A 24,833-nucleotide genomic window follows, 5' to 3' on the forward strand; every position below is an offset into this window, starting at 1 on the left:
TCGAAAACACCGCGGTGCTGCGGCTGACAGAGGGGACACTATGGCCGACGAGTCCGGAGTCGTTTACCGGAACGGCGTGACCCCCGAAGCGGAGACGGTACGTCCCTACTACAAGGCGATCGGCAGCGAAGAGGCCATCTTCAAGGCGGCATACCGCCAGGGTTTGTCCCTCGTCTTGAAGGGCCCGACGGGGTGCGGAAAGACTCGCTTCGTCGAGGCGATGGCCTTCGACCTCGGCCGGCCGCTGATCACCGTCGCCTGCCATGACGACCTCACCACCGCGGACCTGGTCGGTCGGTACCTGCTGCAGGGCGACGAGACGGTGTGGGTGGACGGTCCGCTCACCCGGGCGGTGCGCGAGGGCGCGATCTGCTATCTGGACGAAGTCGTGGAGGCCCGTCAGGACACCACCGTGGTGCTGCATCCACTCGCAGACCACCGCCGGCAGCTGCCGATCGAGCGGCTCGGTGTCACGCTGGACGCGGCACCCGGCTTCGGCCTCGTGGTGTCCTACAACCCCGGCTATCAAAGCGTGCTCAAGGACCTCAAGGATTCCACGCGTCAGCGGATGGTCGCCATCGAATTCGGTTTCCCCGCAGCCGATGTCGAACAAGCCATCGTTGCGCACGAAGCGGGTGTGGACGAGGCGACCGCGGCCGAGCTGGTGCGCTTCGGGCACGCGATCCGCCGGCTGGAAACCGGCGGGTTGCGGGAGGTCGCCTCGACGCGCGTGCTGATCGCGGCGGGCCGGCTGGTCGCGGAGGGCCTGACCATGCGAGAGGCGGCCCGGGCGGCGATCGCGGGGCCGCTGACCGACGACGTGGCCGTGGGCAAGGGGTTGGGCGAGATGGTCGAGATCTATCTGGGCGGATCCGATGGGGTCTGACGGGGTGAGCTGGGCCCGATGATTGACGGTCCAAACCGCCCCCGCTAGGGTCTGAACAAATATTAGGTTTGCGCGGTCCGGCGCGTGAGCTCGCCATCCGGGAGGTCAGATGTCCTACGAAAGCAGCGCTGAGCCGATCAAGGTCGGCTACCTGATGGACTTCAGGCTGCCGCCGGGCTTTCCCGAAGAACTGAAGGCGTCCTTCACCCAATGCTTTGACCTCGTCTTCGACGAAGCGCACGAGCAGGGCCTGATCGATCGCCCGGTGCAAATGATCTACCGCGAAGTGGAGGGGCTGCCGAAGGGGTCGGTGAAGGCGGTGATCGATGCCTTCGGCGAGCTCGTCGACGAAGGCTGCCTCGTGGTGTTCGGGCCGCACATCACCGACAACTGCGTGCCCGCCCGCGAGGCGATCGAAGAGCGGTTCAAGGTGCCCGCCATCAGCGTCACCGGCACCGACGACTGGCTAGGCGAATGGACCTTCTCCTTCCCGCAGGGCTCGTTGACCGACGAGCCGATCTTCATCGCGGACCTCGTCGCCAAACGCGGGCTCGCCGAGATCGGGGTTCTCGTCGAGCAGAACCTGATCGGCGAGAGCTATCTGAGGAATCTGCGAAGCGCCTGCCGGCGCAAGGGCATTCGCATCGTCGCGGAGGCGGCGATCGCGCAGACGGCTCAGGACATCAACGAGGCCGTGCGCACCCTGCACGACGCCAAGGCCGAAGCGATCGTGCATCTGGGTTTCGGCTTCGGCATCGTGTTCATCAACCCGGCGCTCGAGGCCGTCGATTGGGACCCGCCGCGTTTCACCACCACGGCCTTCCAGAACGCGTGGGTGAACCCGATCATGTGGAACGCGTTCATGGGTTGGATCGGGGTCGATCAGTACGACGAGACGAATCGAGTCGGCCAGGACTTCCTGGATCGCTACGCCGCCAGGTACGAGGGCAGCCGTCCCGAATACTGCGTGCCGGTGGTCAACAGCGACGTCGCCGCCACCCTGGTGCGGGCATTCACGGATGCGCACCCGCTCAGCCCGCGCGGCGTCAAAGAGGCGCTGGAGCGGGTGAAGATGATGCCCGCCGCCTCCGGTGCGCCCGGCACCCGGGTCTCCTTCGGCAAATGGACGCGGCGGGCGTGGATGGGTGCCGGCTATCTGGTGGCGCGCACCCTCGACGCCGACGGCACCAACTCGCACTTGGTCGATCGCTTCGGAGAGTGAGGCTGAGGAAATGAGCACTGAGCAATCCGCACCGCTTGCCGCGGAAGAGAAGTCGGCACCCCAGCAGCGAACCGAAAAGCGCGGTTGGGGTGGATGGATCGCCGGCGCCGCCCTGGCGGCGTTTGCGCTCTTCTTCATCGCGAACATGCGCGTCGCACTGGACCCGCGCGTCGCCAATCCGAACGTGCAGGGCCGGCCCCGCCCGGTCAGATTCATCTTCGGCCTGGACTACATCACGTTCCTGCACATTTCCACCGTCATCATGCTGCTGGTGCTGCTCGTGGTGTTCATCAGGGGCTGGCGGCGCAATCCCGGCAGCCCGGTGATGCTGATGTTCCTGTGCACCACGCTGATCGTGTGGCAGGACCCGATCATGAACTGGGCCCCGTTCGCGGTGTACAACCCCGACCTCATCCACTGGCCGGAGTCGTGGCCGCTGGTGTCGCTTTCGCCGACGGTCGAGCCGTTCGTCGTATTCGGTTACGTCACTTTCTATTTCGGGCCCTACTTCCCGGCGATCTGGATCCTGCGCAAACTGCAGGCCAGGTACGGGCCGCAGGCGTTCGTGTCGCGGCACCCGCTGGTCAGCCTGGGCGTGCTGACGTGTGCGATCGGCTTCGTCTTCGACGCGTGGCTGGAGATCCAGCTCGTCCACATGGGGATGTACATCTACTCGCAGGTGATCCCGTGGGGCTCGGTATTCACCGGCACGACGTTCCAGTTCCCGCTGATCTGGGAGTCCTTCTCGGTGACGTTCGTGATGGTGCCCGCGGCGATCCTGTGCTATCGCGACGACACGGGCAAATCGGTGGCGGAGAAGCTGGCCGCCAAGGCCAAGATCTTCCCGAGCCGTCCGGTGCTGGGCACCTTCCTGGTGATGTTCGCCATCATCAACGTGTCTTACTTCGCCTACGGCGCGTGGTTCGCCGTCATCAAGGCCACCAAGGCGGCGACCTCGGTCGCCTGCCCGTGGCCCTATCCGGAAGCCAAAGTGTATGACCCGCAAGGGTTTTACGAGAAGGCCGGTGCGCAAGGCCCCTACTCGGTCGGCATTTGGTCGACGTGGATGAGCGGGCAGCCCAACGGCCGACCCGATGTGCAGCCGCCACCGCCCGGTCAGGGCGCTTGTGCCACCCCGAGCAAGAATGGCTGATCCTCGTAGCGTCGTCATCACCGGCGCTTCCCGTGGCCTGGGCTTCGCGTCGGCGGTGCGCCTCCACCGCGACGGGTGGCGGGTGATCGCGGCGATGCGCACACCTGAGAAAGGGATCGCGGCGCTGCGCGAGGCGACCGGAGCGGGCGACGATGACCGTCTGATCGGCGTGCAGCTCGACCTTACCGATGCCGCGTCAATCTCGGCCGCTGCCAAGACAATCGAGGAAGCCGTCGGCGCACCCTACGCGCTGGTGCACAACGCCGGGATCTCGGCCGCCGGAATGGTGGAAGAGACCGATATGGACTTGTGGCAGAAGATGTTCGCCACCAGCGTCCTGGGCCCCGTCGCGCTCACTCAGGCGCTGCTGCCGGCGATGCGCGCGGCCGGCGAGGGACGCATCGTGCTGATATCCAGCGCGTCGGGGGTGCGCGGTCAGCCCGGCACCGCGCCGTATTCCGCGGCGAAGGGGGCGCTGGAGCGGTGGGGTGAGTCGATGGCGTGCGAGATCGCGCCCTTCGGTCTCGGTGTCACGGTTTTGGTGACCGGGGTGTACGACACCGACATCATCACCGACGCGGGCACCACCGACGATCGCAATTTCGACGGCCCCTACGCCCGACTGCACACCACCATGAACACCCGCGGCCGGTTCGCGATCCGTTTCGCCAGGCCACCCGAGCGGTTCACCGACGGCTTGGTCAAGGCGCTCGCTGACCGCGCGCCGTTCCGCCGTCGCGGGGTGGGACCGGACGCCTCGATGTTGTTGGCGCTCAACAGGATCCTCCCGGCGTCGGGCATGCATCACATGTCCCGGATCGTGCTGGGCATACCCAGACAGGGTTCGATGCGCGGCGGGACGTGGCCGCTGACCGTCGGCCAACGGCTGATGGCGCTCGCCGCTCGAGTTCTACCGGCGTCGGCGTTGCGGCGCTTGGGATCAAAGGAGCAGTAATGGAACAGCTTTTCGACGACTTGGAAGACTTCGGCGCCTTCGACGACGCGGTCTCCGGCGACGTCCGCGACCCGTACACGGAACTGGCCCGACTGCGCCGCGAGGAGCCGGTCCAGCGCCTGGACACCTCGGGGATGCCGCACGAGGAGTCCAAGCCGGTGTTCATCGTCTACCGCCACGAGGAAGCCCAGCAGATGCTGCGCGACAACGAGACGTTCTCGTCGGCTGCCGTCATCGCGGCGTTCGGGCCGGTGCTGGGCGAAGGCGTGATGCTCGGCATGGACGAGCCGGTGCACGGCCGGCTGCGGTCGCTGGTGTCAAAGGCCTTCTCGCAGAAGGCCTTAGCCCGCTGGGAAGACGAGCTTGTCGGACGCGTCGCCAACAGTCTGATCGACAAGTTCGCGGCGAACGGCAAGGCCGACCTGGTCAAGGAATTCACCTTCGACTATCCCAGTCAGATCATCGCCGGGCTGCTGGGCCTGCCGGAGGAGGACTACCCGCAGTTCCAACGCTGGTCCATCTCCCTGCTCAGCTGGATCCTCAACCCGGAACGCGGGCTCGCGGCGTCGGCCGCGCTATGTGACTACTTCGCACCGATCCTCGAGGCCCGCCGCGCCGAACCGAAAGACGATTTGATCAGCGCGCTGGCCCAGGCGGAGATCGACGGCGAGAAGCTCGACGACGAGGAGATCTTCTCGTTCTTGCGGCTGCTGCTGCCCGCCGGCGTGGAGACCACGTATCGCGCGCTGGGCAGCCTGCTCCTGGCGCTGCTGTCCGACCCCGCGCAGCTGGACGCCATCCGCGCGGACCGATCGCTGCTGCCCCAGGCCATCGAAGAAGGTGTGCGGTGGGAACCGCCCCTACTGACCATCACCCGGGTCGCCACCCGCGACACCGAGCTCGGCGGGGTGCCCATACCGGAGGGTTCGACGGTGATGCCGATGCTGGGATCGGCCAACCGGCAGGAAGACCGCTACCCCAATCCCGACACGTTCGACATTTACCGACAGGCGCGGGGGCACCTTGGCTGGGGTCATGGCGTGCACGTCTGCCTGGGCATGCACCTGGCGCGGCTGGAGATGCGTACCGCCATCAACCTGCTGCTGGATCGGCTACCGAATCTGCGGCTGGACCCGGACGGGGATGACCCGCACATTCGGGGGCAAGTTTTCCGGTCGCCGACGTCGGTTCCGGTGCTCTTCGACCCCCAGTAACCAGCCCGGCAGCGGTTGCACCTTGTCAATCGGCTAGTTTCCAGTAAGGCTCTCCGTAGCCCCTCAACGGACCCAGAAGAGAGTGACAGATATGACCGAGGCTGTAAAGGTTCGCTTCGAGCCCAAAATGATGATCGATGGCAAGCTCGTCGAGGGCCAGGCAGGCACCTTCACCAACATCAACCCGGCGACCGAGGAATCGCTCGGCGAGGTCGCTGACGCGTCGAAAGAGGACATGCACCGGGCCATCGACGCCGCCCGGCGCGCCTTCGACGAGACCGACTGGTCGACTAACCGTGAGCTTCGCAAGCGCTGCCTGTTGCAGCTGCACGACGCGATCGAATCCGAGAAGGAGGAGCTGCGCGAGGAACTCATCCTCGAAGTTGGTTCCCCACGGGCCATCACTTTTGGCCCCCAGCTGGACGCCCCGCTGGCCGACGGACTGAAGTACCCGGCGCGACTGATCGACGAGTACGCGTGGGAAACCGACCTCGGCGACCGGGTGATCAGCCTGACCGGCGCCAACACCTCCGTCAAGGTCTGGCGGGAGCCGGTGGGCGTGGTCGGCGCGATCGTGCCGTGGAACTTCCCGTTCGAAGTCACCCTCAACAAGCTCGGCCAGGCGCTGGGAACCGGCAACACCGTGGTGCTCAAACCGGCGCCCAACACCCCGTTCAACGCGACCCGGCTAGGTCGGCTGATCGCCGAAAAGACCGACATCCCGGCCGGCGTCGTCAACGTCGTCACCGCGTCGGATCACTTTGTGGGCGAGGAGCTTACGCTCTCGCCCAAGGTTGACCTGATCTCGTTCACCGGCTCGACGGTGGTCGGCAAGCGGATCATGGAAAAAGGTGCGGCCACCATGAAGCGGCTGTTCCTCGAGCTCGGCGGCAAGTCGGCCACCATCGTCTTGGAGGACGCCGACTTCGGGTTGGCGTGTGCGATCGGCATCGCCCCGTGCATGCACGCGGGCCAGGGTTGCGCCAACCCGACCCGGATGCTGTTGCCGCGGTCTCGCTACGACGAGGGTGTGGCAATCCTCAAGGGCATCTACGAGAACGTCACGTGCGGCGATCCGCAGGACCCCGGAACCCTGTGCGGTCCGGTGATTTCGCAGCGACAGTTCGAGCGGGTGACGGACTACATCAAAAAGGGCGTCGAAGAGGGCGCCACCGCACTGGTCGGTGGGCCCGGCGCGGAGACTGGTTTCGACAAGGGATACTTCATCCGCCCAACGCTTTTCACCGACGTCGACAACTCCATGACGATCGCCCAAGAGGAGATCTTCGGGCCGGTGCTGTCGGTGATCCCGTTCGACGACGAGGAGGACGCGATCCGGATCGCCAACGACAGCGTGTACGGATTGGCCGGCAACGTGATGTCGGGCTCGTTGGAGCATTCGCTGGCGGTGGCTCGCCGGATCAAGGCCGGCTTTATCGGCGTCAATGGCGGGGCTCCGTACGGTGCCGACACGCCGTTCGGCGGTTACAAGCACAGCGGGGTGGGCCGCCAGAATGGCGTTGCCGGATTCGACCAGTACACCGAAATCAAGTCCGTGGGGTATCCGGCCGGCTGAGTCGCCGGCGTCGAGCTGAAGCGCCGAAATTGCCGTCAGGGCTGTGATTTTGGGGTCGATCGCAGCCATGGCGGCAATCTCGGCGCGGTGGCCTAGTGACCACCGGTCGCGAATGGACCACCCCGCTCTGCGACCGCCCAACGCATGGTTGACAATCGACCCAACAGCACTTCGTTAGTTTGTCTGTCAAAGGAGACACCATCATGGCTGAAGCCGTCATCGTCGAGGCAGTGCGCTCACCGATCGGGAAACGCAACGGCGGGCTGTCCGGGGTGCACCCCGCCGACCTGTCCGCGCAGGTCCTCAACGGGTTGGCGGACAAGGCCGGCATCGACCCCGGGATCGTCGACGACGTCATCTGGGGCTGCGTCATGCAGGCCGGCGAACAGGCCCTCGACATCGGCCGCACCGCGCTGCTCGCGGCCGGCTGGCCGGAGACCGTGCCGGGCGTGACCGTCGACCGCCAGTGCGGGTCCAGCCAGCAGTCCATACATTTCGCCGCCGCCGGGGTCGTGGCCGGGCACTATGACGTCGTCGTCGCCGGCGGCGTGGAGTCGATGTCACGGACCCCGATGGGATCGTCGTTGGCGGGCGGCGGCAACCCGTACCCCAAGGCTTTCAAGGACCGCTATGACCGGACACCCAACCAGGGCCTGGGCGCGGAGATGATCGCCGAGCAGTGGGGCCTCGACCGGCTCGCGCTCGACGAGTTCTCCCTGGGATCGCACGAAAAGGCCGCGGCGGCACAGGATTCCGGTGCTTTCGACGACCAGATTGTGGGCATCAAGGACCAGGACGGCAACGTCGTCCTCAAGGACGAAGGCATCCGCCGCGGTACGCCGATGGAGAAGATGGCGTCGCTGAAGCCGGCGTTCAAGGAGGACGGCGTGATCCACGCGGGCAACTCCTCGCAGATCTCTGACGGCTCGGCCGCCATCCTGTTCATGTCTGCCGAGAAGGCCAAGTCGCTTGGGCTGAAGCCGCTCGCCAAGGTGCACACGGCGACGCTGGCCGGAGCCGACCCGGTGATTATGCTGACCGCGCCGATCCCGGCGACGCAGAAGGTGCTGAAGAAATCCGGGCTGAGCATCGACGACATCGGGGCGTACGAGGTCAACGAGGCATTCGCCCCCGTACCGCTCGCGTGGCTGAAGGACATCGGTGCCGACGAGAAGAAACTCAACCCCAACGGCGGCGCGATCGCGCTCGGCCACCCGCTCGGCGGTTCGGGCGCGCGGCTGATGACCACGCTGCTCTACCACATGCGGGACAAGGGAATTCGTTACGGCCTGCAGACCATGTGTGAGGGCGGGGGTCAGGCCAACGCCACCATCGTGGAACTCCTGTGACCGAAGCCGCGCAGCCGGCGGTGCTGGTCGACCGGACCGGCAACGTCATGGTCATCACGATCAACCGCCCCGAGGCGCGCAACGCCGTGAACAGTGCGGTGAGCATCGGAGTCGGTGACGCGCTGGAGGAAGCACAGCACGACCCCGACGTGCGCGCGGTGGTGATCACCGGCGCCGGTGACAAGTCGTTCTGCGCCGGAGCCGACCTCAAGGCGATCTCGCGCCGGGAAAACCTCTACCACCCCGACCATGGTGAATGGGGCTTCGCCGGTTACGTGCACCACTTCATCGACAAGCCCACCATCGCCGCGGTCAACGGCACGGCATTCGGGGGCGGCACCGAGCTGGCGCTGGCCAGCGACCTGGTGGTGGCCCACGAGCACGCTCAATTCGGGCTGCCCGAGGTCAAACGCGGACTGATCGCCGCGGCCGGCGGTGTCTTCCGGATCGTGAACCAGCTGCCCCGCAAGGTGGCGATGGAGCTGCTCTTGACCGGTGAGCCGCTGACGGCGTCCGACGCCTGGGAGTGGGGCCTGGTCAACCAGGTGGTCAAGGAGGGCTCGGTGCTGGATGCGGCCTTGGCGCTGGCGGCGCGGGTGACCGTCAATGCGCCGCTGTCGGTGCAGGCCAGCAAGCGCATCGCCTGCGGCGTCGACGACGGCGTGATCACCGCCGACGAAGTGGGCTGGGAGCGCACCATGCGCGAGATGCGTGTTCTGATCAGATCCGAGGACGCCAAGGAGGGACCGCTGGCGTTCGCCGAAAAGCGGGATCCGGTCTGGAAGGCGCGCTAGCCCGCCAGGACGTTTACGCCGGCGCGGAACGCGCCGGGCAACAAGGCGCCCGCCGGCACGATGGCACGGCGCACCACCCGTGGGGTGCTGGCCAGCACCAGTGCCCGGGTGAGCAGGCGGTAGTCGCGGGTAATCCGGTGCCAGGCGGCTTCGTATGACGCGGGGTCGTCACGAATTATTGCCCCGACCACCGCGGCCGCTTGCTTGACCGCCAGGCTGATGCCCTCGCCGGTCAGCGCGTCCTCGTAACCCGCCGCGTCGCCCACCAACAGCACCCGGCCGGCAACCCGGCGCGGAACCACCTGGCGCAGCGGGCCGCAGCCGCGGGCCGCCCCACGGTCGGCGCCCGCCAGGTGCTCGGCCAGCCGCGGGAACCAGGCGAGGTCAGGTTGTCCGCTGGACAGGATCGCCACGCCGACCAGATCCGGTTCCACCGGCGTCACGTACGCCTCGCCCCAGCGCGACCAATGCACTTCGACGAACTCCGACCACACCGGCACCCGAAAATGCCAGCGCACGCCGAAACGGCGCGGCCTGCCGGCCTTCGCCGTGATTCCGACGGCACGCCGGACCGCCGAATGCAATCCGTCGGCGGCCACCAACCATTTCGCGCGCACGCCCGCGGCCGTCACGCCGTGCGCGTCCTGCTCGACGCCTGCCACCTTTGCCCGGATCCACTCGGTATCTTGCTCTTTGGCCCGTGCGGCCAGCGCCGCGTGCAACGTGGTGCGCCGCACGCCGCGGCCAGGGCCGGCGCGAAACCGCGCCTCGGCACGACGATGTTCACCGACGTAGGCGATGCCGTGAAATGGCATGCCGGCCGGGTCAACTCCCAACGACATCAGCTCGCGAAGCCCGCCGGGCATCAGCCCCTCGCCGCACGCCTTGTCGATGGGGCCGTCGCGCGGCTCGACAACGATCACCGAAAGCCCTTGCCGGCGAGCGTGTAACGCTGTGGCGAGGCCTCCGGGGCCACCGCCGACGATGAGCAGATCGGTGTCAAAGTTCGTCATGTGTAGCCCAACGCGGAGTTCTCCACGTGCACACGCACCCTGAGCAACATCGCGTTGGCCAGGGTGAAAATGGCCGCTGTCAGCCACGCCGTGTGCACCAACGGCAGCGCAAACCCTTCGGCCACCACTGCAACATAGTTCGGGTGATGCAGCCACCGGTAGGGGCCCTGCCGCACCAGCGGCGCGTCCGGTAACACGATCACCCTGGTGTTCCACCGCCGGCCCAGCGCCGCGATGCACCACCAGCGCAGCCCCTGGCTCAGCACCACCACGGCCAGCATCGGCCAGCCGAGCCAGGCGATGAACGGGCGGTGCAGCGCCCAGGCTTCGACGATGCAGCCCACCAGCAGCGCCGTGTGCAGGACGACCATCACCAAGTAGTGCCGACGGCCAAACTCCTTGGCGCCCTGGGCAAAAGACCACCGCGCATTCCGCTTGGACACCACCAGCTCTGCCACGCGTTCGATCCCGACCGCCAGGATCAGCAGGTAATACATGTCTTCACTATCTCGTGACCGGGCACTGCCACGCCAGCAGGGTTCACGTACCGGGTTACGGTGCCGTAGCCGCGTCGGTTCAAACCATGCGGTAAACGGTTGGCTTGCGGGCATTTACGATGGCGTCCATGTCCGCGCCACTGATTGTTTCCATTCGGGGCCACGTGCCTGTCCTGCACGCCGAGTCCTGGGTGGCGCCCAATGCCAGCGTGATCGGAAAGGTCAGCCTCGCCGCCAGGGTCAGTGTGTGGTACGCGGCGACGCTGCGCGCCGAGGCCGAGCACATCGAGGTCGGGTTCGGGACCAACATCCAAGACGGCGTCACCGTCCACGTCGACAAGGAATTCCCGGTGCGCATCGGCGCCGGAGTGAGCGTCGGGCACAACGCGGTCATCCACGGGTGCACCGTCGAGGACGACGCATTGATCGGCTCGGGGGCGGTCGTCCTCAACGGTGCGGTGATCGGCGCGGGCGCGCTGGTGGCCGCCGGTGCGCTGGTGCCGCAGGGCATGGTGGTGCCGGCCCGGTCGCTGGTGACCGGTGTGCCGGCCCGAGTGCAACGCGAACTCAGCGAGGCCGAGGTCGCCAACAACCGGTACAACGCCGAGGTGTACCGGCGGCTGCTCGACCTGCATCGCGCCTCGACGGACGAAGCCGGCCGCTGAACCAGGCCCGCGCCTACTAGGGTCGGGAATATGCGGATTCTGGTCACCGGCGCCGCCCCGATTACCCCCATCCCGATGGCGCGGCTCGCATGAGCCAGTCCGGCACCCCCTACCGCACCAGTGTGCTTTTCGAGCTGCGCCGCGCGATCACCAATGTCGCTGTGCCACATAACGAACCGCCCGCGGTAGTGCGGCGTCGGCGCGTCGTCGTCGGCGTCACGCTGGTGATCGGTGCCATCGTGCTGGGTTTCTCGATGCGGCGTCATCCGGGGGAATCGAGCTTTTATTGGCTGACCCTGGTACTGGCGGCGGTGTGGATCGCCGGTGCCTTCATCTCGGGCCCCTTGCACCTGGGCGGCATCTGTTGGCGCGGTCGCAACCAGCGGCCCATTATCACGGGGACGACCGTCGGCCTGCTGCTTGGCGGCGCGTTTGTGGTGGGTGGGCTGATAGCCAAGGAGATGCCGCCCGTCGCGGCGCTGATCACCCGGGTGCTGCTCTATGCCCACCACGGGTGGTATCCGGTGATCGTGGCGATCACGCTCATCAACGGCATCGCCGAGGAAGTCTTCTTCCGCGGCGCGCTGTATACCTCCCTGGGCCGCTATCACCCAGTGGCCATCTCGACGGTCTTGTACACGTGCGTGACCTTGGCCAGCGGCAACCCGATGCTGGGATTCGCCGCGATCATCCTGGGAACGGTGTGCGCTTTCGAACGCCGGGCCAGCGGCGGGGTGCTGGCTCCGGTGCTCACCCACTTGGTGTGGGGCGTGATCATGGTGCTCGCATTGCCTCCGATGTTCGGCGTGTGACTGGCCGCACGGCGTCTTGTGACAGCGCGCGCAGCACGGCAGTTCGCGAGGGCCACAACACGAACCAGTAGAGCCGCCCCGGTAGCCCGGTGGGCACGAAGACGTATTGCTGCGTGTATTCAGTGCCCCCGCCGTCTCGAGGCGCCACGCCGATGTCGAGCCACCCCTGGCCCACCGAGCGCGCTCGGGAGCGCAGTCGTAAGCGCCTGCCGGGCTCGCGCGCCTCGACTTCCCAGCGCCTCAGCAAACGACGCCGGGCGAACCCGCCACCGCTGACGGCAGCCTCGGCCGCCCGCCAGACGTCGCCGGGTTCGGCGGGAGTCCGGGCGGTCCGCACGTCGACATGGATGACTTCGCCCGCCCACTCCGGATCGCTGGGCAGCGGCTCGGCGGGGTCCGAGCGCAGGGAGGCCCAAGTGGCCGCGCTGAGACCACGCGTCGTGCGCTCGAGTGCCAATTCGACGGCGCGGCGGTAACCGGTGAGGCCGTCCGGGGGCGGCTCGATGACGCCGTCGATGTCCGAATTGCGCTTCACCGCATCGCATTCCAGCGAGTCGATGAGTGGCCGCGCCAGCCCCGGCGGTATCGGGGTGACGGCCCCTATCCACAGGCTGGCAATCGTCGGGGTCAGAAAGGGCAGCACTACCAAGTAGCGCTTGCGCAGGCCCGCCACCTCCGCGTAGACCCGCATCATGTCGCCGTACTCCAGCACGTCGGGTCCACCGATATCCCATGTCGACGACGACGGCACCGGCGCCGTTGCCGCTGCGACCAGGTAGTACAGGACGTCGCGCACCGCGATGGGCTGGATTTTGTTGTGCACCCACTTCGGCGTGGTCATCACCGGTAATCGGTCGGTGAGATGCCGGATCAGTTCGAAGGACGCGGAGCCTGATCCGACGACCACCCCGGCCTGCAGCACGACTGCCTCGACGCCCGAGTCGATGAGGGCCTCGCCGACGGCGGTGCGCGACTCGAGGTGGGCGGAGAGCTTGCGGCCGTCGGGATGCAGGCCGCCCAGATACACCACCCGTCGCACCCCGGTGCGGCGGGCGGCCGTCACCACGTTGCGCACCGCGCGGTCCTCGTCGGCGGCGAAGTCCTTGGACGCGCCCATCGAGTGGACCAGGTAATAGACGACGTCGATCCCGTCGAATGCCGCGATCAGCGAATCGACGTCGCCGAGGTCGCCGCGCGCCACCTCGGCCCGGTCGCGCCACGGGACGTCGGCCAGCTTGCCCGGGTTCCGCGCCAGGGCGCGGACCTGGTGGCCCTCGTCGAGCAGTCGCGGCACCAGCCGGGCACCGATGTAGCCGGTGGCTCCGGTCACCAGGCAGCGCACCATCGACCCTCCGTTCTTCGCATGTTCATTCGGTCCCGACGCGAGGAAGGATTGCCGGTTCTGCCCAGAGTAAGCCTGTCAGCGGTCCGTGAAGTTGGGGCGGCGGCGCTGCTGGAATGCCGTTGCGCCCTCGACGAAGTCGGGTGATCGCAGCAGCACCGACTGGCCGCGGTATTCACACTCGAGCGCGTTGTCCAGCTCGGTCAATGTGGCCGCGTTGATCGCGTGTTTGGTCTTGGAGTACGCAACGACGGGTCCCGCCAACAACTTCGAGATCACCTTGTCGACCGCGGCGTCGAACTCCTCGGCGGGATAGACCGCGGTGACCAGTCCCGCGGCCAGCGCCTCGGCGGCCGGCAACCGCTCAGCCAGCAGCGCCATGCGCATTGCGCGGATACGACCGATCGCGGCCGCGATCAAGGCCGACGCGCCGCCGTCGGGCATCAACCCGATCTGGGTGAAGGCAAGCATGAAAAACGCTTTGTCAGAAGCCAATACGAGGTCGCAGGCCAGGGCCAGGGAAACGCCGACGCCGGCTGCCGGGCCCTGGACGACGGCGACGACGGGACGCGGCAGCGCCGTGATGGCGCGGATCAGCCGGTTGACCTCCAGGACGATTTCGTCGGGAGGCATTCCGCTGCCCGACATGTCGTCGGCGCTGATCCCCGCTCCGGAGCAGAAGCCGCGACCGGCGCCGCCCAGCCGCACGACCTTGACCTCCGGGTCGTCGGCCGCGCATTCCATCGCGTCGGCGAGCGCGGTGATCACCGGAACCGAGAGCGAGTTCAGGCTGTCGGGACGGTCGATGGTCACCGACAGCACGCCGTCGGCCAGCGTGACGTCAAGACCTGCTACGGGGGTCAGCGTGTCGAGCACGGATTGCGACATGGCCACACCCTAGGTGACCGGGGTGCGCGGCTCAGAACCGCGGCTGCGAAGATGCGAACGACGTCAAAGCAGACGAAAGGTCGGTGGATCATGGCGGGACCGCTGAGTGGATTACGCGTTGTCGAGCTGTCGGGGATCGGGCCGGGCCCGCACGCCGCCATGATCCTCGGGGATCTGGGCGCCGACGTCGTGCGCATCGACCGCCCGTCGGGCGCCCCGGGTGGTGTGGTCAAAGACGCGATGAGCCGCAACCGGCGCATCGTGACCGCCGACCTCAAGTCCGACGAGGGACGCGAACTCGTGCTCAAACTCGTCGCCAAGGCCGACGTGTTGATCGAGGGCTACCGTCCCGGCGTCACGGAGCGCCTCGGCATCGGCCCCGAGCAGTGCGCGGAGGTGAACGAGCGGCTGATCTACGCCCGGATGACGGGCTGGGGTCAAACCGGTCCGCGCAGCCAGCAGGCCGGCCACGACATCAACTACATCTCGCTCAACGGGATCCTGCACTCCATCGGCCGGGCGAACGAGCGGCCGGTGCCACCGCTGAATCTGGTCGGCGACTTCGGCGGCGGCTCGATGTTCTTGTTGGTCGGCATCCTGTCCGCGCTGTGGGAGCGGCAGCGTTCCGGCAAGGGCCAGGTCGTCGACGCCGCGATGGTCGACGGCTCGAGCGTGTTGATCCAGATGATGTGGCAGATGCGCGCCTCCGGCATGTGGACCGACGAGCGTGGCACGAACATGCTCGACGGCGGCGCGCCCTACTACGACACCTACGAGTGCGCCGACGGCCGCTACGTCGCGGTCGGCGCCATCGAGCCCCAGTTCTATGCGGCCATGCTGGCCGGCCTCGGTCTGGACGGCGCGAACCTGCCGCCACAGAACGACACGACCCGCTGGCCCGAGCTGCGGGCCGCGCTCACCGAGGCGTTCATCGCCCACGATCGCGATCACTGGACGAAGGTGTTCGCCGACTCCGACGCCTGCGTCACGCCGGTGCTGGCCTTCGGTGAGGTGCAGACCGAGCCCCACATCACCGAGCGGAACACCTTCTATGAAGTCAACGGCGCGCTGCAGCCGTTGCCCGCTCCGCGGTTCTCCCGCACGGCAGCCGAAACGCCGCGGCCCGCGTCGCCGGTGGCCGATGTCGAGGCCGTGCTCAGCGACTGGGTATAGTCCCCAACCAACTGGTTGGCGGGATGGCGATAGGGAAGGACTCGGATGGAGATCAAAGACGCCGTAGCGGTCGTCACCGGGGGAGCGTCGGGTCTGGGCCTGGCCACCACCAAGCGGCTGCTCGACGCCGGCGCACAGGTGGTGGTGCTGGACCTGCGCGGCGAAGACGCGGTTGGCGAGCTGGGCGATCGGGCGCGTTTCGTCGAGGCCGACGTCACCGACGAGACCGCCGTGTCCGGCGCGCTCGACACGGCCGAGTCGCTGGGCCCGCTGCGCATCAACGTCAACTGCGCGGGCATCGGCAACGCCATCAAGACGCTGTCGAAGGATGGCCCGTTCCCGCTGGACGGGTTCAAAAAGGTGATCGGGGTCAATCTGATCGGGACGTTCAACGTGCTGCGGCTGGCCGCCGAGCGCATCGCCAAGACCGAACCAATCGGAGAAGAGCGCGGCGTCATCATCAACACCGCCTCGGTTGCCGCGTTCGAGGGCCAGATCGGGCAGGCCGCCTACTCGGCGTCCAAGGGCGGCGTCGTCGGCATGACGCTGCCGATCGCGCGCGACCTGTCGCGCGAGCTCATCCGCGTGGTGACGATCGCGCCGGGATTGTTCAAGACGCCGCTACTGGGTTCGCTGCCCGAGGAGGCGCAGAAGTCGCTGGGCAAGCAGGTGCCGCACCCGGCCCGGCTGGGTGATCCCGACGAGTACGGCGCCTTGGCCCTCCACATCATCGAAAATCCGATGCTCAACGGCGAGGTCATCCGCCTCGACGGCGCCATCCGCATGGCGCCCCGCTGAGGTTCACGGGCAAAAAGAAAGCCCCCCGCATGCGGAGGGCTGTCTGGGAAACAAGAACGAAGTTATCGACGGAACCATCGGGTAATGGCGGGTTCGGCCATCAGTAGCCGCGCGAGCACGCTCATGGCGGTCAGCTTGCCGTAGGCAGCGGGTGCGAGTCTTCGAACTGCTCGGAGGTCTCACCTTCCACCAGCATGTCGCCGTGGTAAAGGGCCTCGAAGTCAGCCTTGATGACGTCAGCACTCGAGTCGTCGATCCACATGAGACTGAGCGTATGGGCCACCATTAAGGAATCTTTGAGTCACGATTCGGAAAATGGTGGCAATTTACTCGCCGGTAGGTTCGCCCGACGTCGAGCGACGGATTGGGCCGGTCAGCGGGCCTACCTGCGGCCCAGTTTTCTTTCTAGACTCTTAGTATCGCGCAGGTTTGGCACTGCGTTGAACCATGTGGGCGGGCGTATGCGTGTCCACAGAAGGTGTCGTTTGGCACCGGTAACCCTGCCGGATGGTTGCCGCGGCTCTGGGTGCGGGCGAGCGTTGCCTGGCCTGGCGGAAGGACGATCATGCTGCAGGCGACCGCTCGGCTGGCCATCGCGGCGCCGCGCCGCATCGTTGCGGTTGCCGTCCTGGTCTTCATAGCCGCCGCGATCTTCGGCGTTCCCGTCGCCAAGAGCCTGGCGCCCGGCGGTTTCCAGGATCCCGACTCGGAGTCGGCCCGCGCCATCGCCGTGTTGACCGACAAGTTCGGGCAGAGCGGTCAGCAAATGCTGATCCTCCTAACCGCGCCCGCGGGCGCCGGCAGCGAGCAGGCCCGCAGCGTGGGAACCGAGCTGGTCGACCAATTGCAGCGGTCGCCGTTGGTGTACAACGTCGCCTCGCCGTGGACGGGAACGCCCGCGGGGGCCGGTGCCGATCTGGTCAGTCAGGACGGGAAATCGGGCTTGATCGTGATCAACCTCAAGGGCGGCGAAACCAACGCGCAGCAGAACGCCCAGACCCTGGCCGATGAATTCGTCCACGACCGCGACGGCGTCAGCGTCCGTGCGGGTGGTTCGGCGATGCAGTACGCCCAGATCAACAAACAGAACCAGGACGACTTGGTCGTCATGGAGGCGATCGCGATCCCGCTGAGCTTCCTCGTGCTGATCTGGGTGTTCGGCGGCCTGCTCGCGGCGGCGCTGCCGATGACCCTCGGCGCGCTGGCCGTCGTCGGCTCGATGTCGGTGCTGCGGCTGATCGCGCTCGGCACCCAGGTGTCGGTCTTCGCGCTCAACCTGAGCACCGCGCTGGGCCTGGCGTTGGCCATCGACTACACGCTGCTGATCGTGAGCCGCTATCGCGACGAGCTGGCCGAGGGTGGTGACCGAGACCAGGCACTGATCCGGACCATGGCCACGTCGGGCCGCACGGTGCTGTTCTCCGCGGTCACCGTCGCCTTGTCGATGTCGGCGACGGCGCTCTTCCCGATGTACTTCCTGAAGTCGTTCGCCTACGCCGGGGTGGCGACCGTGGGTTTCGTCGCGACCGCGTCCATCGTGATTACCCCGGCCGCCATCGTGCTGCTGGGACCGCGACTGGACTCGCTGAACGCGCGCACACTGGTGCGCCGGGCGCTGCCTAAAAAGATGAGGCGCCCGGATCCGGTGCACAAGCCGGTCGAGCAATTGTTCTGGTACCGGTCGAGCAAGTTCGTGATGCGCCGCTGGCTGCCCCTCGGCCTGGGCGTCGGTGCCCTGCTGCTGGTGCTCGGGCTTCCCTTCATCTCGGTCAAGTGGGGGTTCCCGGACGACCGGGTCCTGCCGCGCTCGGCGTCGGCGCATCAGGTTGGTGACCAGTTGCGCACCAATTTCGCGCACGACTTCTCGACGTCGGTGCCCGTCGTCATTCCCGACGCCGGCGGCGTGAGCCCGGCGGACCTGGACCGGTACGCCGCGGACTTGTCCCGGGTTTCCGACGTGTCGGAGGTATCGGCGCCGGGCGGGACGTTCGTGAACGGAAACCGGGTAGGACCGCCGGCGGCGGCCACCGGCATGGCCGACGACAGCGCCTTCCTGACGGTGAGCAGCGCGGCGCCGCTGTTTTCCGCAGCCTCGGACGCGCAGCTGAAAAACCTGCGCGCAGTACCCGGTCCCGCCGGCAGGCCCGCCGAGCTTGCCGGCGTCGCGCAAGTCAACCGCGACAGCGTCGACGCGGTGACGGATCGGCTTCCGCTGGTGCTGGGGCTGATGGCCGCCGTGACCTTCGTGTTGCTGTTCCTGCTGACCGGCAGCGTGGTGATGCCGGTGAAGGCCCTGATGTGCAACGTGCTGTCGCTGACCGCGGCGTTCGGCGCGCTGGTGTGGATCTTCCAGGACGGCCATCTCGGCGCGCTGGGAACGACCCCAAGCGGCACGCTCGTCGCGAACATGCCGGTGCTGTTGTTCTGCATCGCGTTCGGGTTGTCCATGGACTACGAGGTGTTCCTGATCTCCCGGATCCGCGAGTACTGGCTGCAGTACCGGCCGGCGAAGCCAATCGCCAAGCAGGCGCACGCCGCCAACGACGAAGCGGTGGCGCACGGCGTGGCCCGCACCGGACGGGTGATCACCGCGGCCGCGCTGGTGATGTCGATGTCGTTCGCCGCGCTGATCGCCGCGCACGTGTCGTTCATGCGGATGTTCGGCCTGGGCCTGACGCTGGCCGTGTTCGCAGATGCGACCCTGGTGCGGATGGTGCTGGTTCCGGCGTTCATGCATGTGATGGGCCGATGGAATTGGTGGGCGCCCAAGCCGTTGGTGCGGCTGCACGAGCGGTTCGGCATCAGCGAGGCGCCGACGAAAGATGTCGAACTCGAACCCGTCGGGGTCGCGGCACAGCACAATGGTCACGAGGTCACGGAGACGGTGACCAACGTCGGTTAGGGAGGGACTGCGAACATGACGGCTACGACGCCGGCATCCACCGTCGACAATCCGTTCTTCGCCCGGATCTGGCCCCTGGTGGCCGCCCGCGAGGTCGAGGCGGTGCGGGCCCTGCGTCGGGAGAACCTAGCCGGCTTGTCGGGCCGAGTGCTGGAAATCGGTGCGGGCATCGGGACGAACTTCGGGCTCTACCCGGATTCCGTCGAGCAAGTGGTGGCCGTCGAGCCCGAGCCGCGGCTGGCGGCGCGGGCCCGCAAGGCGGCCGCCGCCGCGGCCGTCCCGGTCGTCGTGACCGGCGAGACCGTCGAGGCGTTCGGCGGCGCGACGCCGTTCGACGCGGTCGTGTGCTCGCTGGTGCTGTGTTCGGTGGAGGATCCCGCGATGGTGCTGGGGCGCCTGCATTCGTTGCTGCGGCCGGGCGGCGAGCTGCGCTATCTCGAGCATGTGGCCAGCGCCGGTGGGCGGGGCCGGCTGCAGCGTCTTGCCGATGCGACCCTGTGGCCCAGGCTCTTTGGGAACTGCCACACGCATCGCGACACCGAGCGCGCGATTCTCGACGCCGGGTTCAAGGTGCTGAATTCTCGGCGGGAGTGGACGCTGCCGGTGTGGGTGCCGCTTCCGGTGTCGGAGTTGTTATTGGGCCGGGCGCGCCGCGCCTAGCGTCTGCGGTTAGCCGAGCAGGGCGGGCAGTCGCTGCAGCAGCTCCGGCAATGCCTGGCTCGCGGTCTCGCGCAGGCTGAGGGTGGCGGCGCCGCTCAGCGGCGTCGGTTCGGGGTTGACTTCAATGACGGCCGTGCCGCTGGCCAGCGCCAGTTCCGGCAGGCCGGCCGCCGGGTAGACGATCGCGGATGTCCCGACCACCACCATCACGTCGGCGGTCTCCGTCGCCTCGAGCGCCCGCTGCCACGGCTCGTCGGGCAACGGCTCACCGAACCACACGATGTCGGGCCGAATCAGGCCGCCGCAGCCGCAGACCGGTGGCTGGACCTCCAGCGCCGGTTCCGGCATCTCGGGTAATGCCTCCGTATACGGCATATCGCAACGCGCACAACGGAATTCGAAAAGACTTCCGTGCAGGTGGTGCACGGCGGCGCTGCCGGCGCGCTCGTGTAAGTCATCGACGTTCTGCGTGACGACGCTGACCTCGGCATGGTCCTGCCAGTCGGCGATGGCACGGTGCCCCGCATTCGGTTCGACGTTGGCCACCAGGTAGTGGCGCCACAGGTACCATCCCCAGACCCGTTCGGGGTTGTTGCGCCACCCCTGGGTGCTGGACAACTCGTACGGATCGAAGCGGGCCCACAACCCGTTTTTGTCGTCACGGAATGTCGGCACGCCGCTCTCCGCGGAGATTCCCGCGCCGCTGAGCACCGTCACTCGCATCCCCCCAAGATAGCGGTGCGTAGGTGATACTGGGTACGTGGAGCTGGCGGACTGGTTGAAGGTCGACCTGAAGGCGCGCAGGCCGTTGTTCGACCAGCTCAGAACGCAGGTCATCGACGGGGTCCGCGACGGCGCATTGCCGCCCGGCACCCGGCTGCCGACCGTGCGTGAGCTGGCCGGCCAACTCGGCGTGGCCGTCAATACCGTGGCCCGCGCCTACCGGGAGCTGGAAACCGCGGCCATCGTCGAAACCCGGGGCCGCTTCGGCACTTTCGTCGCTCGCTACGACCCGACCGACGCGGCGATGGCGGCCGCGGCCCGGGAATACGTCCGTGTCGCCCGGGGACTGGGCCTGGACAAGGCCGACGCGGTGCGCTACATCGAGGACGTGCCCGACGATCAGGACCCCGGCTAGCCGATCGCCGGAAACCCGTTGGCGCACTGGGGTATTGGGCCGCTCACCGTAAGACTTTGTCCAGCGTGCGCAGGTTGCGGGTGGTGGTCGACGATTTGTAGCGCGGCTTGCCCATCGTCTTGCCGATGGTGCTGTCCAGGGTTCCGCCCTTGGGCACCTGCCAATAGACGACCCCGTCGCCGCGGCTGATCTTCTCGTCCGCGCCGGCCTTGCCGCTCAGCCCGGCGAGTTCGTCGAGCACTGCCGCGTCGGCGACAAACGTGACATAGGACTGATACCCCTCGACCTCGCGCTCGAAGGGATAGCCGTCGCTGATGGCACGCACCGTGTCGATGTCATAGGTCAGCACCCAGGCGTCGTAGCCGAATCGCTCGCGGAGGGCCGATTCGGCTTTCTTGCGCACCGCGGCGGCCTTGGCCGAGGACTCCAGCACCACGTTGCCGGTGGCCAGGATGGTGCGCACATTCTTGAATCCCGCGTCCGTCAGCGCGGCTGCCACCTCGGCCATCTTGAGGTTGACGCCGCCGACGTTGACACCCCGCAGGAAGGCCGCGTACTTGGTCATAGTGCGATTTCACCACGACGTAGGCTTTCGACATGGGACGCCAAGTCTTCGACGACAAATTGTTGGCCGTCATCAGTGGGAACTCTCTCGGGGTATTAGCCACCATCAAGCGTGACGGGCGCCCACAGCTGTCGAACGTGAGCTATCACTTCGATCCGCGCGAGCTGGCCGTGCGGGTCTCCATCACCGAGCCGCGCGCCAAGACGCGCAACCTGCGCCGCGACCCGCGCGCGTCGCTGTTGGTCGACGCCGACGACGGATGGTCGTACGCCGTCGCTGAGGGCACGGCGGAACTGACGCCCCCGGCGGCCGCGCCCGACGACGACACCGTCGAGGCGCTGATTGCTTTGTATCGCAACATCGCCGGGGAACATCCGGATTGGGACGAGTTCCGCGAGGCGATGGTCACCGATCGGCGGGTGTTGCTGACGTTGCGGGTCTCGCACGTCTACGGCATGCCGCCGGGCAAGCGGTAAATCCACGCGCCAGGCGCGGGGAGTCCGGGTTAAGCTGCCGTCATGGCCGAATCGAACCCTCAGCAAGAGGACGAGACCAAGCGCAGGTTCCGCGAAGCGCTCGACCGCAAGAAGGCGAAGTCGTCGGGCGGATCCGACCACAAGGACGGCGGCGACAAGCAGCCGCGGGCGCACGGTCCGGCCGAGAGCCGCCGGGAATTCCGCCGCAAGAGCGGCTAGAGCCGTAGTCAGCCCACTCTGGCCCAGCACTCGGACCCTGAGGAGGAATGAATCATGGCGATCGCGTCCACCGAAATGGCCAGCGTGCGTTATCTCGTCGACGACGTCGCGCGAGCGACCGATTTCTACACCAGCCATCTCGGATTCTGCTTGGGCCATAACGCCGCACCGGCTTTCGCCGAAGTCACCCGGGGATCGTTGCGGTTGTTGCTGTCCGGACCCACCAGTTCCGGAGCGCGTCCGATGCCCGACGGCGCCACACCGGTGCCGGGTGGCTGGAATCGCATTCATCTGATCGTCGACGACATCACTGCAGAGGTTGCGCGGCTCCGCGCCGCCGGGCTCACTTTTCGCAACGACATCGTCAAAGGCCCTGGTGGGCAACAAATCCTGTTGTTAGACCCGGCAGGTAACCCGGTCGAGTTGTTCCAGTCCGCCAGCCGCTAGGGAGGCAAGCCGGTGCCGGTAGATCGACAAGAGTGCCGGCATGCATGCCACTATTGATCTTCCCCGGACTGCGCTGACTTCCACGCTATGCCGATAACTACCAAAGCGGCGGTATCGGTGTCGCTGAGTTGGCGCACGTGCATCATCACCGGCGCCGCGATGATGGTGGCGCCGATCGCGCTCAGCGCCGCGAGACCCGCCTCCCTCGGCGGCCACAGAAGACCACACTGCAGGGAGCCTTCACCGTCCCCAGGCCTTGTGGTTGAGTGTGTCTGTGAAGCTCTGCTTGGCGCAGGAACCCGAGGCCGATCGACTGCTGTCCTCGAACCCGTTCGCGTTGCTGATCGGCATGCTGCTCGATCAACAGGTGCCATTCGAGACGGCCTTCGCAGGGCCGAAGAAGATCGCGGACCGACTGGGCGGCCTGGATGCCGGCCAGATCGCCGCCTACGATCCGGACAAGTTCGCCGCGCTGTGCGCGGAAAGGCCTGCGATACACCGCTTTCCGGGGTCGATGGCCAAGCGGATTCAAACCCTGGCGCAGATCATCGTGGACCGCTATGACGGCGACGCGGCCGGGTTGTGGAAGGCCGGTGAGCCCGACGGCAAGGAGCTGCTGCAGCGGCTCAAGGCGCTGCCCGGCTTCGGTGAGCAGAAAGCGAAGATCTTCCTGGCGCTGCTGGGCAAGCAATACGGCGTGACGCCGACGGGCTGGCGGGCCGCGGCCGGGGAGTTCGGCAAGGCCGGCGCCCACCTGTCCGTCGCCGACATCGTCGACGCGCAATCAATGGGCAAAGTGCGGTCCTACAAGAAGCAGATGAAGGCAGCAGCAAAGGGAAAGGCGGCAACGTGAAGACACACCTGACGTGTCCGTGCGGCGAAGCCATCGTCGGCAAGGACGAGGACGAGCTGGTCGAACTGACCCAGGCCCACCTTGCCAGCGTTCATCCGGGACTGGAGTACGACCGCGACGCCATCTTGTTCATGGCGTACTGACCGCGGCCGCGTGACGGTCGGGTGGCGCTAAGGCACCACCGTCGAGCCGATGGTGGGCATGAACTGGCACTGCTTTTCTTTGGTAGTGACCTGTCCGAAGATCGTCGACATGATGCTGCCCGACCCCGTATCGGCGATCGCCGTCAAGGTCGTCGGACCGTCCGGATTGATGTCGTTGCGTGGCGTGAGGGTGACGCTCCCTGACTTGCCCGTGGTCAGGTTCACCCAGGTGACGTTCAACGGCAGCTTCTGCACCTCGGCGGGCCCGGGGGTCCCGACGGCGGTGAACACGTAGGCCGTCTGGCCGGCCGCGGGGCCCGGCGTCGGAATCTTGGCCGGCCCCGCCACCGAGAGCGCGGTCGCGATCGAACTGGTGCCGTCCGCAAGGCAATTGGTGCCGATCGAGGGGTACATGAAGTCCTGCGTCGGCGGGGCGTCAGGGCCGAAACCGGGAGCCGCCGCGGGCGCGGCCGGCGCAGCAGCCGCTGCCGGTGCGGGGTCGGGGGCTGGCGCCGCTGCGGCGTCGGGCGCCGGTGAGGCCGGTGCTGCCACCGGCGCGGGCGGGGGGGCGACGGGTGGGGTGGCGACGGGTGCTGAGGCCGGAGCCGGACCCGCCGCGCGGACGGGATCGACGCCCGTCGGCAGGTGCGCCTGCACGCCGGGCACGACACCCTCCGGTGGCACGTGTGGCACCGGTCCGGTATCCGCCGGGGCGACGGCATCCGGCGCGCCGGGCTCTCGGACGAACTGGTTCACCGACGCGGCCACGTTCTTGGACTCGGTCGGCGCGGTCGGATTGTGGGCGAATGCCTGTGCCGCGGCCATGAGCAGCTGCGTCGCTTGCGCGGGATTGCTGGCCGCCTGCTGGATGATCGGGCTCAGCTGCGATAACGCCGGCAGGCCGGGTAACTGCTGAGCGGAGTTCGGTTGCGGTGTCGGCTGTGGCGCCGCCGGGTCGGCCGCCGCGCTCGGGCAGAGCCCGAACGCGGCAACCGACGCCGTGGCGACAGCGGCCAAACCTTTGGACAGATTCCAAGTGCTTGCCACGGTGTCCTCCGGTCCTAGGTGGTGGGTGAGCTGTCTAGTAGGCAGC

General features: G+C 67.3%; 28 protein-coding genes. 20 read left to right on the forward strand and 8 right to left on the reverse strand.

Annotated elements, in window-relative coordinates; all coding sequences use genetic code 11:
• Positions 1–40: 40 nt before the first annotated feature.
• The 8 genes from A5747_RS20615 to A5747_RS20650 all read left to right on the forward strand — a co-directional run bounded on the left by A5747_RS20615 (position 41) and on the right by A5747_RS20650 (position 9,149).
• A complete protein-coding gene (locus A5747_RS20615) occupies positions 41–886 on the forward strand; it encodes a CbbQ/NirQ/NorQ/GpvN family protein (RefSeq protein WP_076127726.1) in 846 nt (281 codons plus the stop codon).
• Positions 887–995: 109 nt separating this feature from the next.
• A complete protein-coding gene (locus A5747_RS20620; RefSeq protein ID WP_076127728.1) occupies positions 996–2,108 on the forward strand; it encodes an ABC transporter substrate-binding protein in 1,113 nt (370 codons plus the stop codon).
• A 10-nt stretch (positions 2,109–2,118) separates the two neighbouring features.
• Complete coding sequence (locus tag A5747_RS20625) at positions 2,119–3,261, forward strand: spirocyclase AveC family protein (RefSeq protein ID WP_076127729.1); 1,143 nt, start codon at positions 2,119–2,121, stop codon at positions 3,259–3,261.
• Entirely contained in the window at positions 3,254–4,216 is a 963-nt protein-coding gene (locus tag A5747_RS20630) for an SDR family oxidoreductase (RefSeq protein ID WP_076127732.1), read from the forward strand. Before A5747_RS20625 ends, A5747_RS20630 begins: the two co-directional genes overlap by 8 nt.
• The gene (locus tag A5747_RS20635) at positions 4,216–5,430 is read left to right on the forward strand and encodes a cytochrome P450 (protein ID WP_076127734.1); all 1,215 of its coding nucleotides are present in this window, start codon (positions 4,216–4,218) and stop codon (positions 5,428–5,430) included. The genes A5747_RS20630 and A5747_RS20635 overlap by 1 nt, the downstream gene beginning before the upstream one ends.
• A gap of 91 nt (positions 5,431–5,521) precedes the next feature.
• A complete protein-coding gene (locus A5747_RS20640) occupies positions 5,522–7,006 on the forward strand; it encodes an aldehyde dehydrogenase family protein (RefSeq protein ID WP_076127736.1) in 1,485 nt (494 codons plus the stop codon).
• A 203-nt stretch (positions 7,007–7,209) separates the two neighbouring features.
• Positions 7,210–8,355 carry a thiolase family protein gene (locus A5747_RS20645; RefSeq protein ID WP_076127738.1) on the forward strand — a complete coding sequence of 382 codons (1,146 nt, stop codon included), beginning with the start codon at positions 7,210–7,212 and terminating at the stop codon, positions 8,353–8,355.
• A gap of 47 nt (positions 8,356–8,402) precedes the next feature.
• Entirely contained in the window at positions 8,403–9,149 is a 747-nt protein-coding gene (locus tag A5747_RS20650) for a crotonase/enoyl-CoA hydratase family protein (RefSeq protein ID WP_369805154.1), read from the forward strand.
• On the opposite strand, the gene A5747_RS20655 is transcribed toward A5747_RS20650, so the two are convergent.
• Entirely contained in the window at positions 9,146–10,162 is a 1,017-nt protein-coding gene (locus tag A5747_RS20655) for an NAD(P)/FAD-dependent oxidoreductase (RefSeq protein ID WP_076127742.1), read from the reverse strand. The two genes, A5747_RS20650 and A5747_RS20655, sit on opposite strands and share 4 nt — an antisense overlap.
• A complete protein-coding gene (locus A5747_RS20660; protein ID WP_076127744.1) occupies positions 10,159–10,659 on the reverse strand; it encodes an isoprenylcysteine carboxyl methyltransferase family protein in 501 nt (166 codons plus the stop codon). The genes A5747_RS20655 and A5747_RS20660 overlap by 4 nt, the downstream gene beginning before the upstream one ends.
• Positions 10,660–10,787: 128 nt before the next feature.
• Between A5747_RS20660 and A5747_RS20665 the strand changes: the two genes are divergently transcribed.
• On the forward strand, positions 10,788–11,324 hold the full coding sequence (locus tag A5747_RS20665) for a gamma carbonic anhydrase family protein (RefSeq protein ID WP_076127907.1): 537 nt from the start codon (positions 10,788–10,790) through the stop codon (positions 11,322–11,324).
• An 89-nt stretch (positions 11,325–11,413) separates the two neighbouring features.
• A complete protein-coding gene (locus tag A5747_RS20670) occupies positions 11,414–12,136 on the forward strand; it encodes a CPBP family intramembrane glutamic endopeptidase (protein WP_076127746.1) in 723 nt (240 codons plus the stop codon).
• Here the strand turns inward: A5747_RS20670 and A5747_RS20675 are convergent.
• Positions 12,099–13,481, reverse strand: a complete 1,383-nt coding sequence (locus tag A5747_RS20675; RefSeq protein ID WP_076127748.1) for a DUF2867 domain-containing protein — start codon at positions 13,479–13,481, stop codon at positions 12,099–12,101. The two genes, A5747_RS20670 and A5747_RS20675, sit on opposite strands and share 38 nt — an antisense overlap.
• Positions 13,482–13,556: 75 nt before the next feature.
• Positions 13,557–14,366 carry an enoyl-CoA hydratase gene (locus A5747_RS20680; protein ID WP_076127750.1) on the reverse strand — a complete coding sequence of 270 codons (810 nt, stop codon included), beginning with the start codon at positions 14,364–14,366 and terminating at the stop codon, positions 13,557–13,559.
• Between the two features lie 90 nt (positions 14,367–14,456).
• On the opposite strand from A5747_RS20680, the gene A5747_RS20685 reads away from it, so the two are divergent.
• Complete coding sequence (locus A5747_RS20685) at positions 14,457–15,539, forward strand: CaiB/BaiF CoA-transferase family protein (RefSeq protein ID WP_076127752.1); 1,083 nt, start codon at positions 14,457–14,459, stop codon at positions 15,537–15,539.
• Between the two features lie 45 nt (positions 15,540–15,584).
• Positions 15,585–16,337, forward strand: coding sequence for a 3-hydroxyacyl-CoA dehydrogenase (locus tag A5747_RS20690; RefSeq protein ID WP_076127754.1), 753 nt, complete (start codon positions 15,585–15,587; stop codon positions 16,335–16,337).
• A gap of 130 nt (positions 16,338–16,467) precedes the next feature.
• On the opposite strand, the gene A5747_RS25655 is transcribed toward A5747_RS20690, so the two are convergent.
• Complete coding sequence (locus A5747_RS25655; protein WP_139329413.1) at positions 16,468–16,599, reverse strand: hypothetical protein; 132 nt, start codon at positions 16,597–16,599, stop codon at positions 16,468–16,470.
• Positions 16,600–16,902: 303 nt separating this feature from the next.
• Between A5747_RS25655 and A5747_RS20695 the strand changes: the two genes are divergently transcribed.
• Both A5747_RS20695 and A5747_RS20700 read left to right on the forward strand, forming a co-directional pair.
• Positions 16,903–19,239, forward strand: coding sequence for an MMPL family transporter (locus A5747_RS20695; protein ID WP_076127756.1), 2,337 nt, complete (start codon positions 16,903–16,905; stop codon positions 19,237–19,239).
• A gap of 15 nt (positions 19,240–19,254) precedes the next feature.
• Positions 19,255–19,899, forward strand: coding sequence for a class I SAM-dependent methyltransferase (locus A5747_RS20700; protein ID WP_076127758.1), 645 nt, complete (start codon positions 19,255–19,257; stop codon positions 19,897–19,899).
• Positions 19,900–19,908: 9 nt separating this feature from the next.
• On the opposite strand, the gene A5747_RS20705 is transcribed toward A5747_RS20700, so the two are convergent.
• Positions 19,909–20,622, reverse strand: coding sequence for an NAD-dependent deacylase (locus A5747_RS20705; RefSeq protein ID WP_076127760.1), 714 nt, complete (start codon positions 20,620–20,622; stop codon positions 19,909–19,911).
• 37 nt (positions 20,623–20,659) lie between these two features.
• On the opposite strand from A5747_RS20705, the gene A5747_RS20710 reads away from it, so the two are divergent.
• Positions 20,660–21,037 carry a GntR family transcriptional regulator gene (locus tag A5747_RS20710; RefSeq protein WP_076127762.1) on the forward strand — a complete coding sequence of 126 codons (378 nt, stop codon included), beginning with the start codon at positions 20,660–20,662 and terminating at the stop codon, positions 21,035–21,037.
• 43 nt (positions 21,038–21,080) lie between these two features.
• On the opposite strand, the gene A5747_RS20715 is transcribed toward A5747_RS20710, so the two are convergent.
• Entirely contained in the window at positions 21,081–21,602 is a 522-nt protein-coding gene (locus A5747_RS20715; RefSeq protein WP_076127764.1) for a DUF1697 domain-containing protein, read from the reverse strand.
• A 32-nt stretch (positions 21,603–21,634) separates the two neighbouring features.
• Here A5747_RS20715 and A5747_RS20720 point away from each other — a divergent pair, with 32 nt between their 5' ends.
• From A5747_RS20720 to A5747_RS20735, 5 genes are all read left to right on the forward strand, one after another.
• A complete protein-coding gene (locus tag A5747_RS20720; RefSeq protein WP_076057775.1) occupies positions 21,635–22,078 on the forward strand; it encodes a PPOX class F420-dependent oxidoreductase in 444 nt (147 codons plus the stop codon).
• Positions 22,079–22,120: 42 nt separating this feature from the next.
• Entirely contained in the window at positions 22,121–22,297 is a 177-nt protein-coding gene (locus A5747_RS24950; RefSeq protein ID WP_139333377.1) for a DUF5302 domain-containing protein, read from the forward strand.
• 54 nt (positions 22,298–22,351) lie between these two features.
• Complete coding sequence (locus A5747_RS20725) at positions 22,352–22,744, forward strand: VOC family protein (RefSeq protein ID WP_076127766.1); 393 nt, start codon at positions 22,352–22,354, stop codon at positions 22,742–22,744.
• A 274-nt stretch (positions 22,745–23,018) separates the two neighbouring features.
• The gene (locus A5747_RS20730) at positions 23,019–23,597 is read left to right on the forward strand and encodes an HhH-GPD-type base excision DNA repair protein (RefSeq protein ID WP_076127768.1); all 579 of its coding nucleotides are present in this window, start codon (positions 23,019–23,021) and stop codon (positions 23,595–23,597) included.
• Entirely contained in the window at positions 23,594–23,740 is a 147-nt protein-coding gene (locus A5747_RS20735) for a hypothetical protein (RefSeq protein ID WP_007169078.1), read from the forward strand. Before A5747_RS20730 ends, A5747_RS20735 begins: the two co-directional genes overlap by 4 nt.
• A gap of 27 nt (positions 23,741–23,767) precedes the next feature.
• On the opposite strand, the gene A5747_RS20740 is transcribed toward A5747_RS20735, so the two are convergent.
• Entirely contained in the window at positions 23,768–24,832 is a 1,065-nt protein-coding gene (locus tag A5747_RS20740; RefSeq protein WP_142245669.1) for a hypothetical protein, read from the reverse strand.
• Position 24,833 lies beyond the last annotated feature (1 nt).

Source organism: Mycobacterium sp. IS-836 (assembly GCF_001954275.1).
GTDB lineage: Bacteria > Actinomycetota > Actinomycetes > Mycobacteriales > Mycobacteriaceae > Mycobacterium.

Excerpts from the sequence above, each read along its gene's own strand:
- A5747_RS20665 (WP_076127907.1), top strand. The coding sequence starts at position 10,788 with ATGTCCGCGCCACTGATTGTTTCCATTCGGGGCCACGTGCCTGTCCTG.
- A5747_RS20645 (WP_076127738.1), top strand. The coding sequence starts at position 7,210 with ATGGCTGAAGCCGTCATCGTCGAGGCAGTGCGCTCACCGATCGGGAAA.
- A5747_RS20615 (WP_076127726.1), top strand. The coding sequence starts at position 41 with ATGGCCGACGAGTCCGGAGTCGTTTACCGGAACGGCGTGACCCCCGAA.
- A5747_RS20680 (WP_076127750.1), bottom strand. The coding sequence starts at position 14,366 with ATGTCGCAATCCGTGCTCGACACGCTGACCCCCGTAGCAGGTCTTGAC.
- A5747_RS20650 (WP_369805154.1), top strand. The coding sequence starts at position 8,403 with ATGGTCATCACGATCAACCGCCCCGAGGCGCGCAACGCCGTGAACAGT.
- A5747_RS20670 (WP_076127746.1), top strand. The coding sequence starts at position 11,414 with ATGAGCCAGTCCGGCACCCCCTACCGCACCAGTGTGCTTTTCGAGCTG.
- A5747_RS20660 (WP_076127744.1), bottom strand. The coding sequence starts at position 10,659 with ATGTATTACCTGCTGATCCTGGCGGTCGGGATCGAACGCGTGGCAGAG.
- A5747_RS20675 (WP_076127748.1), bottom strand. The coding sequence starts at position 13,481 with ATGGTGCGCTGCCTGGTGACCGGAGCCACCGGCTACATCGGTGCCCGG.
- A5747_RS20640 (WP_076127736.1), top strand. The coding sequence starts at position 5,522 with ATGACCGAGGCTGTAAAGGTTCGCTTCGAGCCCAAAATGATGATCGAT.
- A5747_RS20655 (WP_076127742.1), bottom strand. The coding sequence starts at position 10,162 with ATGACGAACTTTGACACCGATCTGCTCATCGTCGGCGGTGGCCCCGGA.
- A5747_RS20690 (WP_076127754.1), top strand. The coding sequence starts at position 15,585 with ATGGAGATCAAAGACGCCGTAGCGGTCGTCACCGGGGGAGCGTCGGGT.
- A5747_RS20630 (WP_076127732.1), top strand. The coding sequence starts at position 3,254 with ATGGCTGATCCTCGTAGCGTCGTCATCACCGGCGCTTCCCGTGGCCTG.
- A5747_RS24950 (WP_139333377.1), top strand. The coding sequence starts at position 22,121 with ATGGCCGAATCGAACCCTCAGCAAGAGGACGAGACCAAGCGCAGGTTC.
- A5747_RS20705 (WP_076127760.1), bottom strand. The coding sequence starts at position 20,622 with ATGCGAGTGACGGTGCTCAGCGGCGCGGGAATCTCCGCGGAGAGCGGC.
- A5747_RS20620 (WP_076127728.1), top strand. The coding sequence starts at position 996 with ATGTCCTACGAAAGCAGCGCTGAGCCGATCAAGGTCGGCTACCTGATG.
- A5747_RS20635 (WP_076127734.1), top strand. The coding sequence starts at position 4,216 with ATGGAACAGCTTTTCGACGACTTGGAAGACTTCGGCGCCTTCGACGAC.
- A5747_RS20685 (WP_076127752.1), top strand. The coding sequence starts at position 14,457 with ATGGCGGGACCGCTGAGTGGATTACGCGTTGTCGAGCTGTCGGGGATC.
- A5747_RS20720 (WP_076057775.1), top strand. The coding sequence starts at position 21,635 with ATGGGACGCCAAGTCTTCGACGACAAATTGTTGGCCGTCATCAGTGGG.
- A5747_RS20695 (WP_076127756.1), top strand. The coding sequence starts at position 16,903 with ATGCTGCAGGCGACCGCTCGGCTGGCCATCGCGGCGCCGCGCCGCATC.
- A5747_RS20700 (WP_076127758.1), top strand. The coding sequence starts at position 19,255 with ATGACGGCTACGACGCCGGCATCCACCGTCGACAATCCGTTCTTCGCC.
- A5747_RS20725 (WP_076127766.1), top strand. The coding sequence starts at position 22,352 with ATGGCGATCGCGTCCACCGAAATGGCCAGCGTGCGTTATCTCGTCGAC.
- A5747_RS25655 (WP_139329413.1), bottom strand. The coding sequence starts at position 16,599 with ATGTGGATCGACGACTCGAGTGCTGACGTCATCAAGGCTGACTTCGAG.
- A5747_RS20715 (WP_076127764.1), bottom strand. The coding sequence starts at position 21,602 with ATGACCAAGTACGCGGCCTTCCTGCGGGGTGTCAACGTCGGCGGCGTC.
- A5747_RS20625 (WP_076127729.1), top strand. The coding sequence starts at position 2,119 with ATGAGCACTGAGCAATCCGCACCGCTTGCCGCGGAAGAGAAGTCGGCA.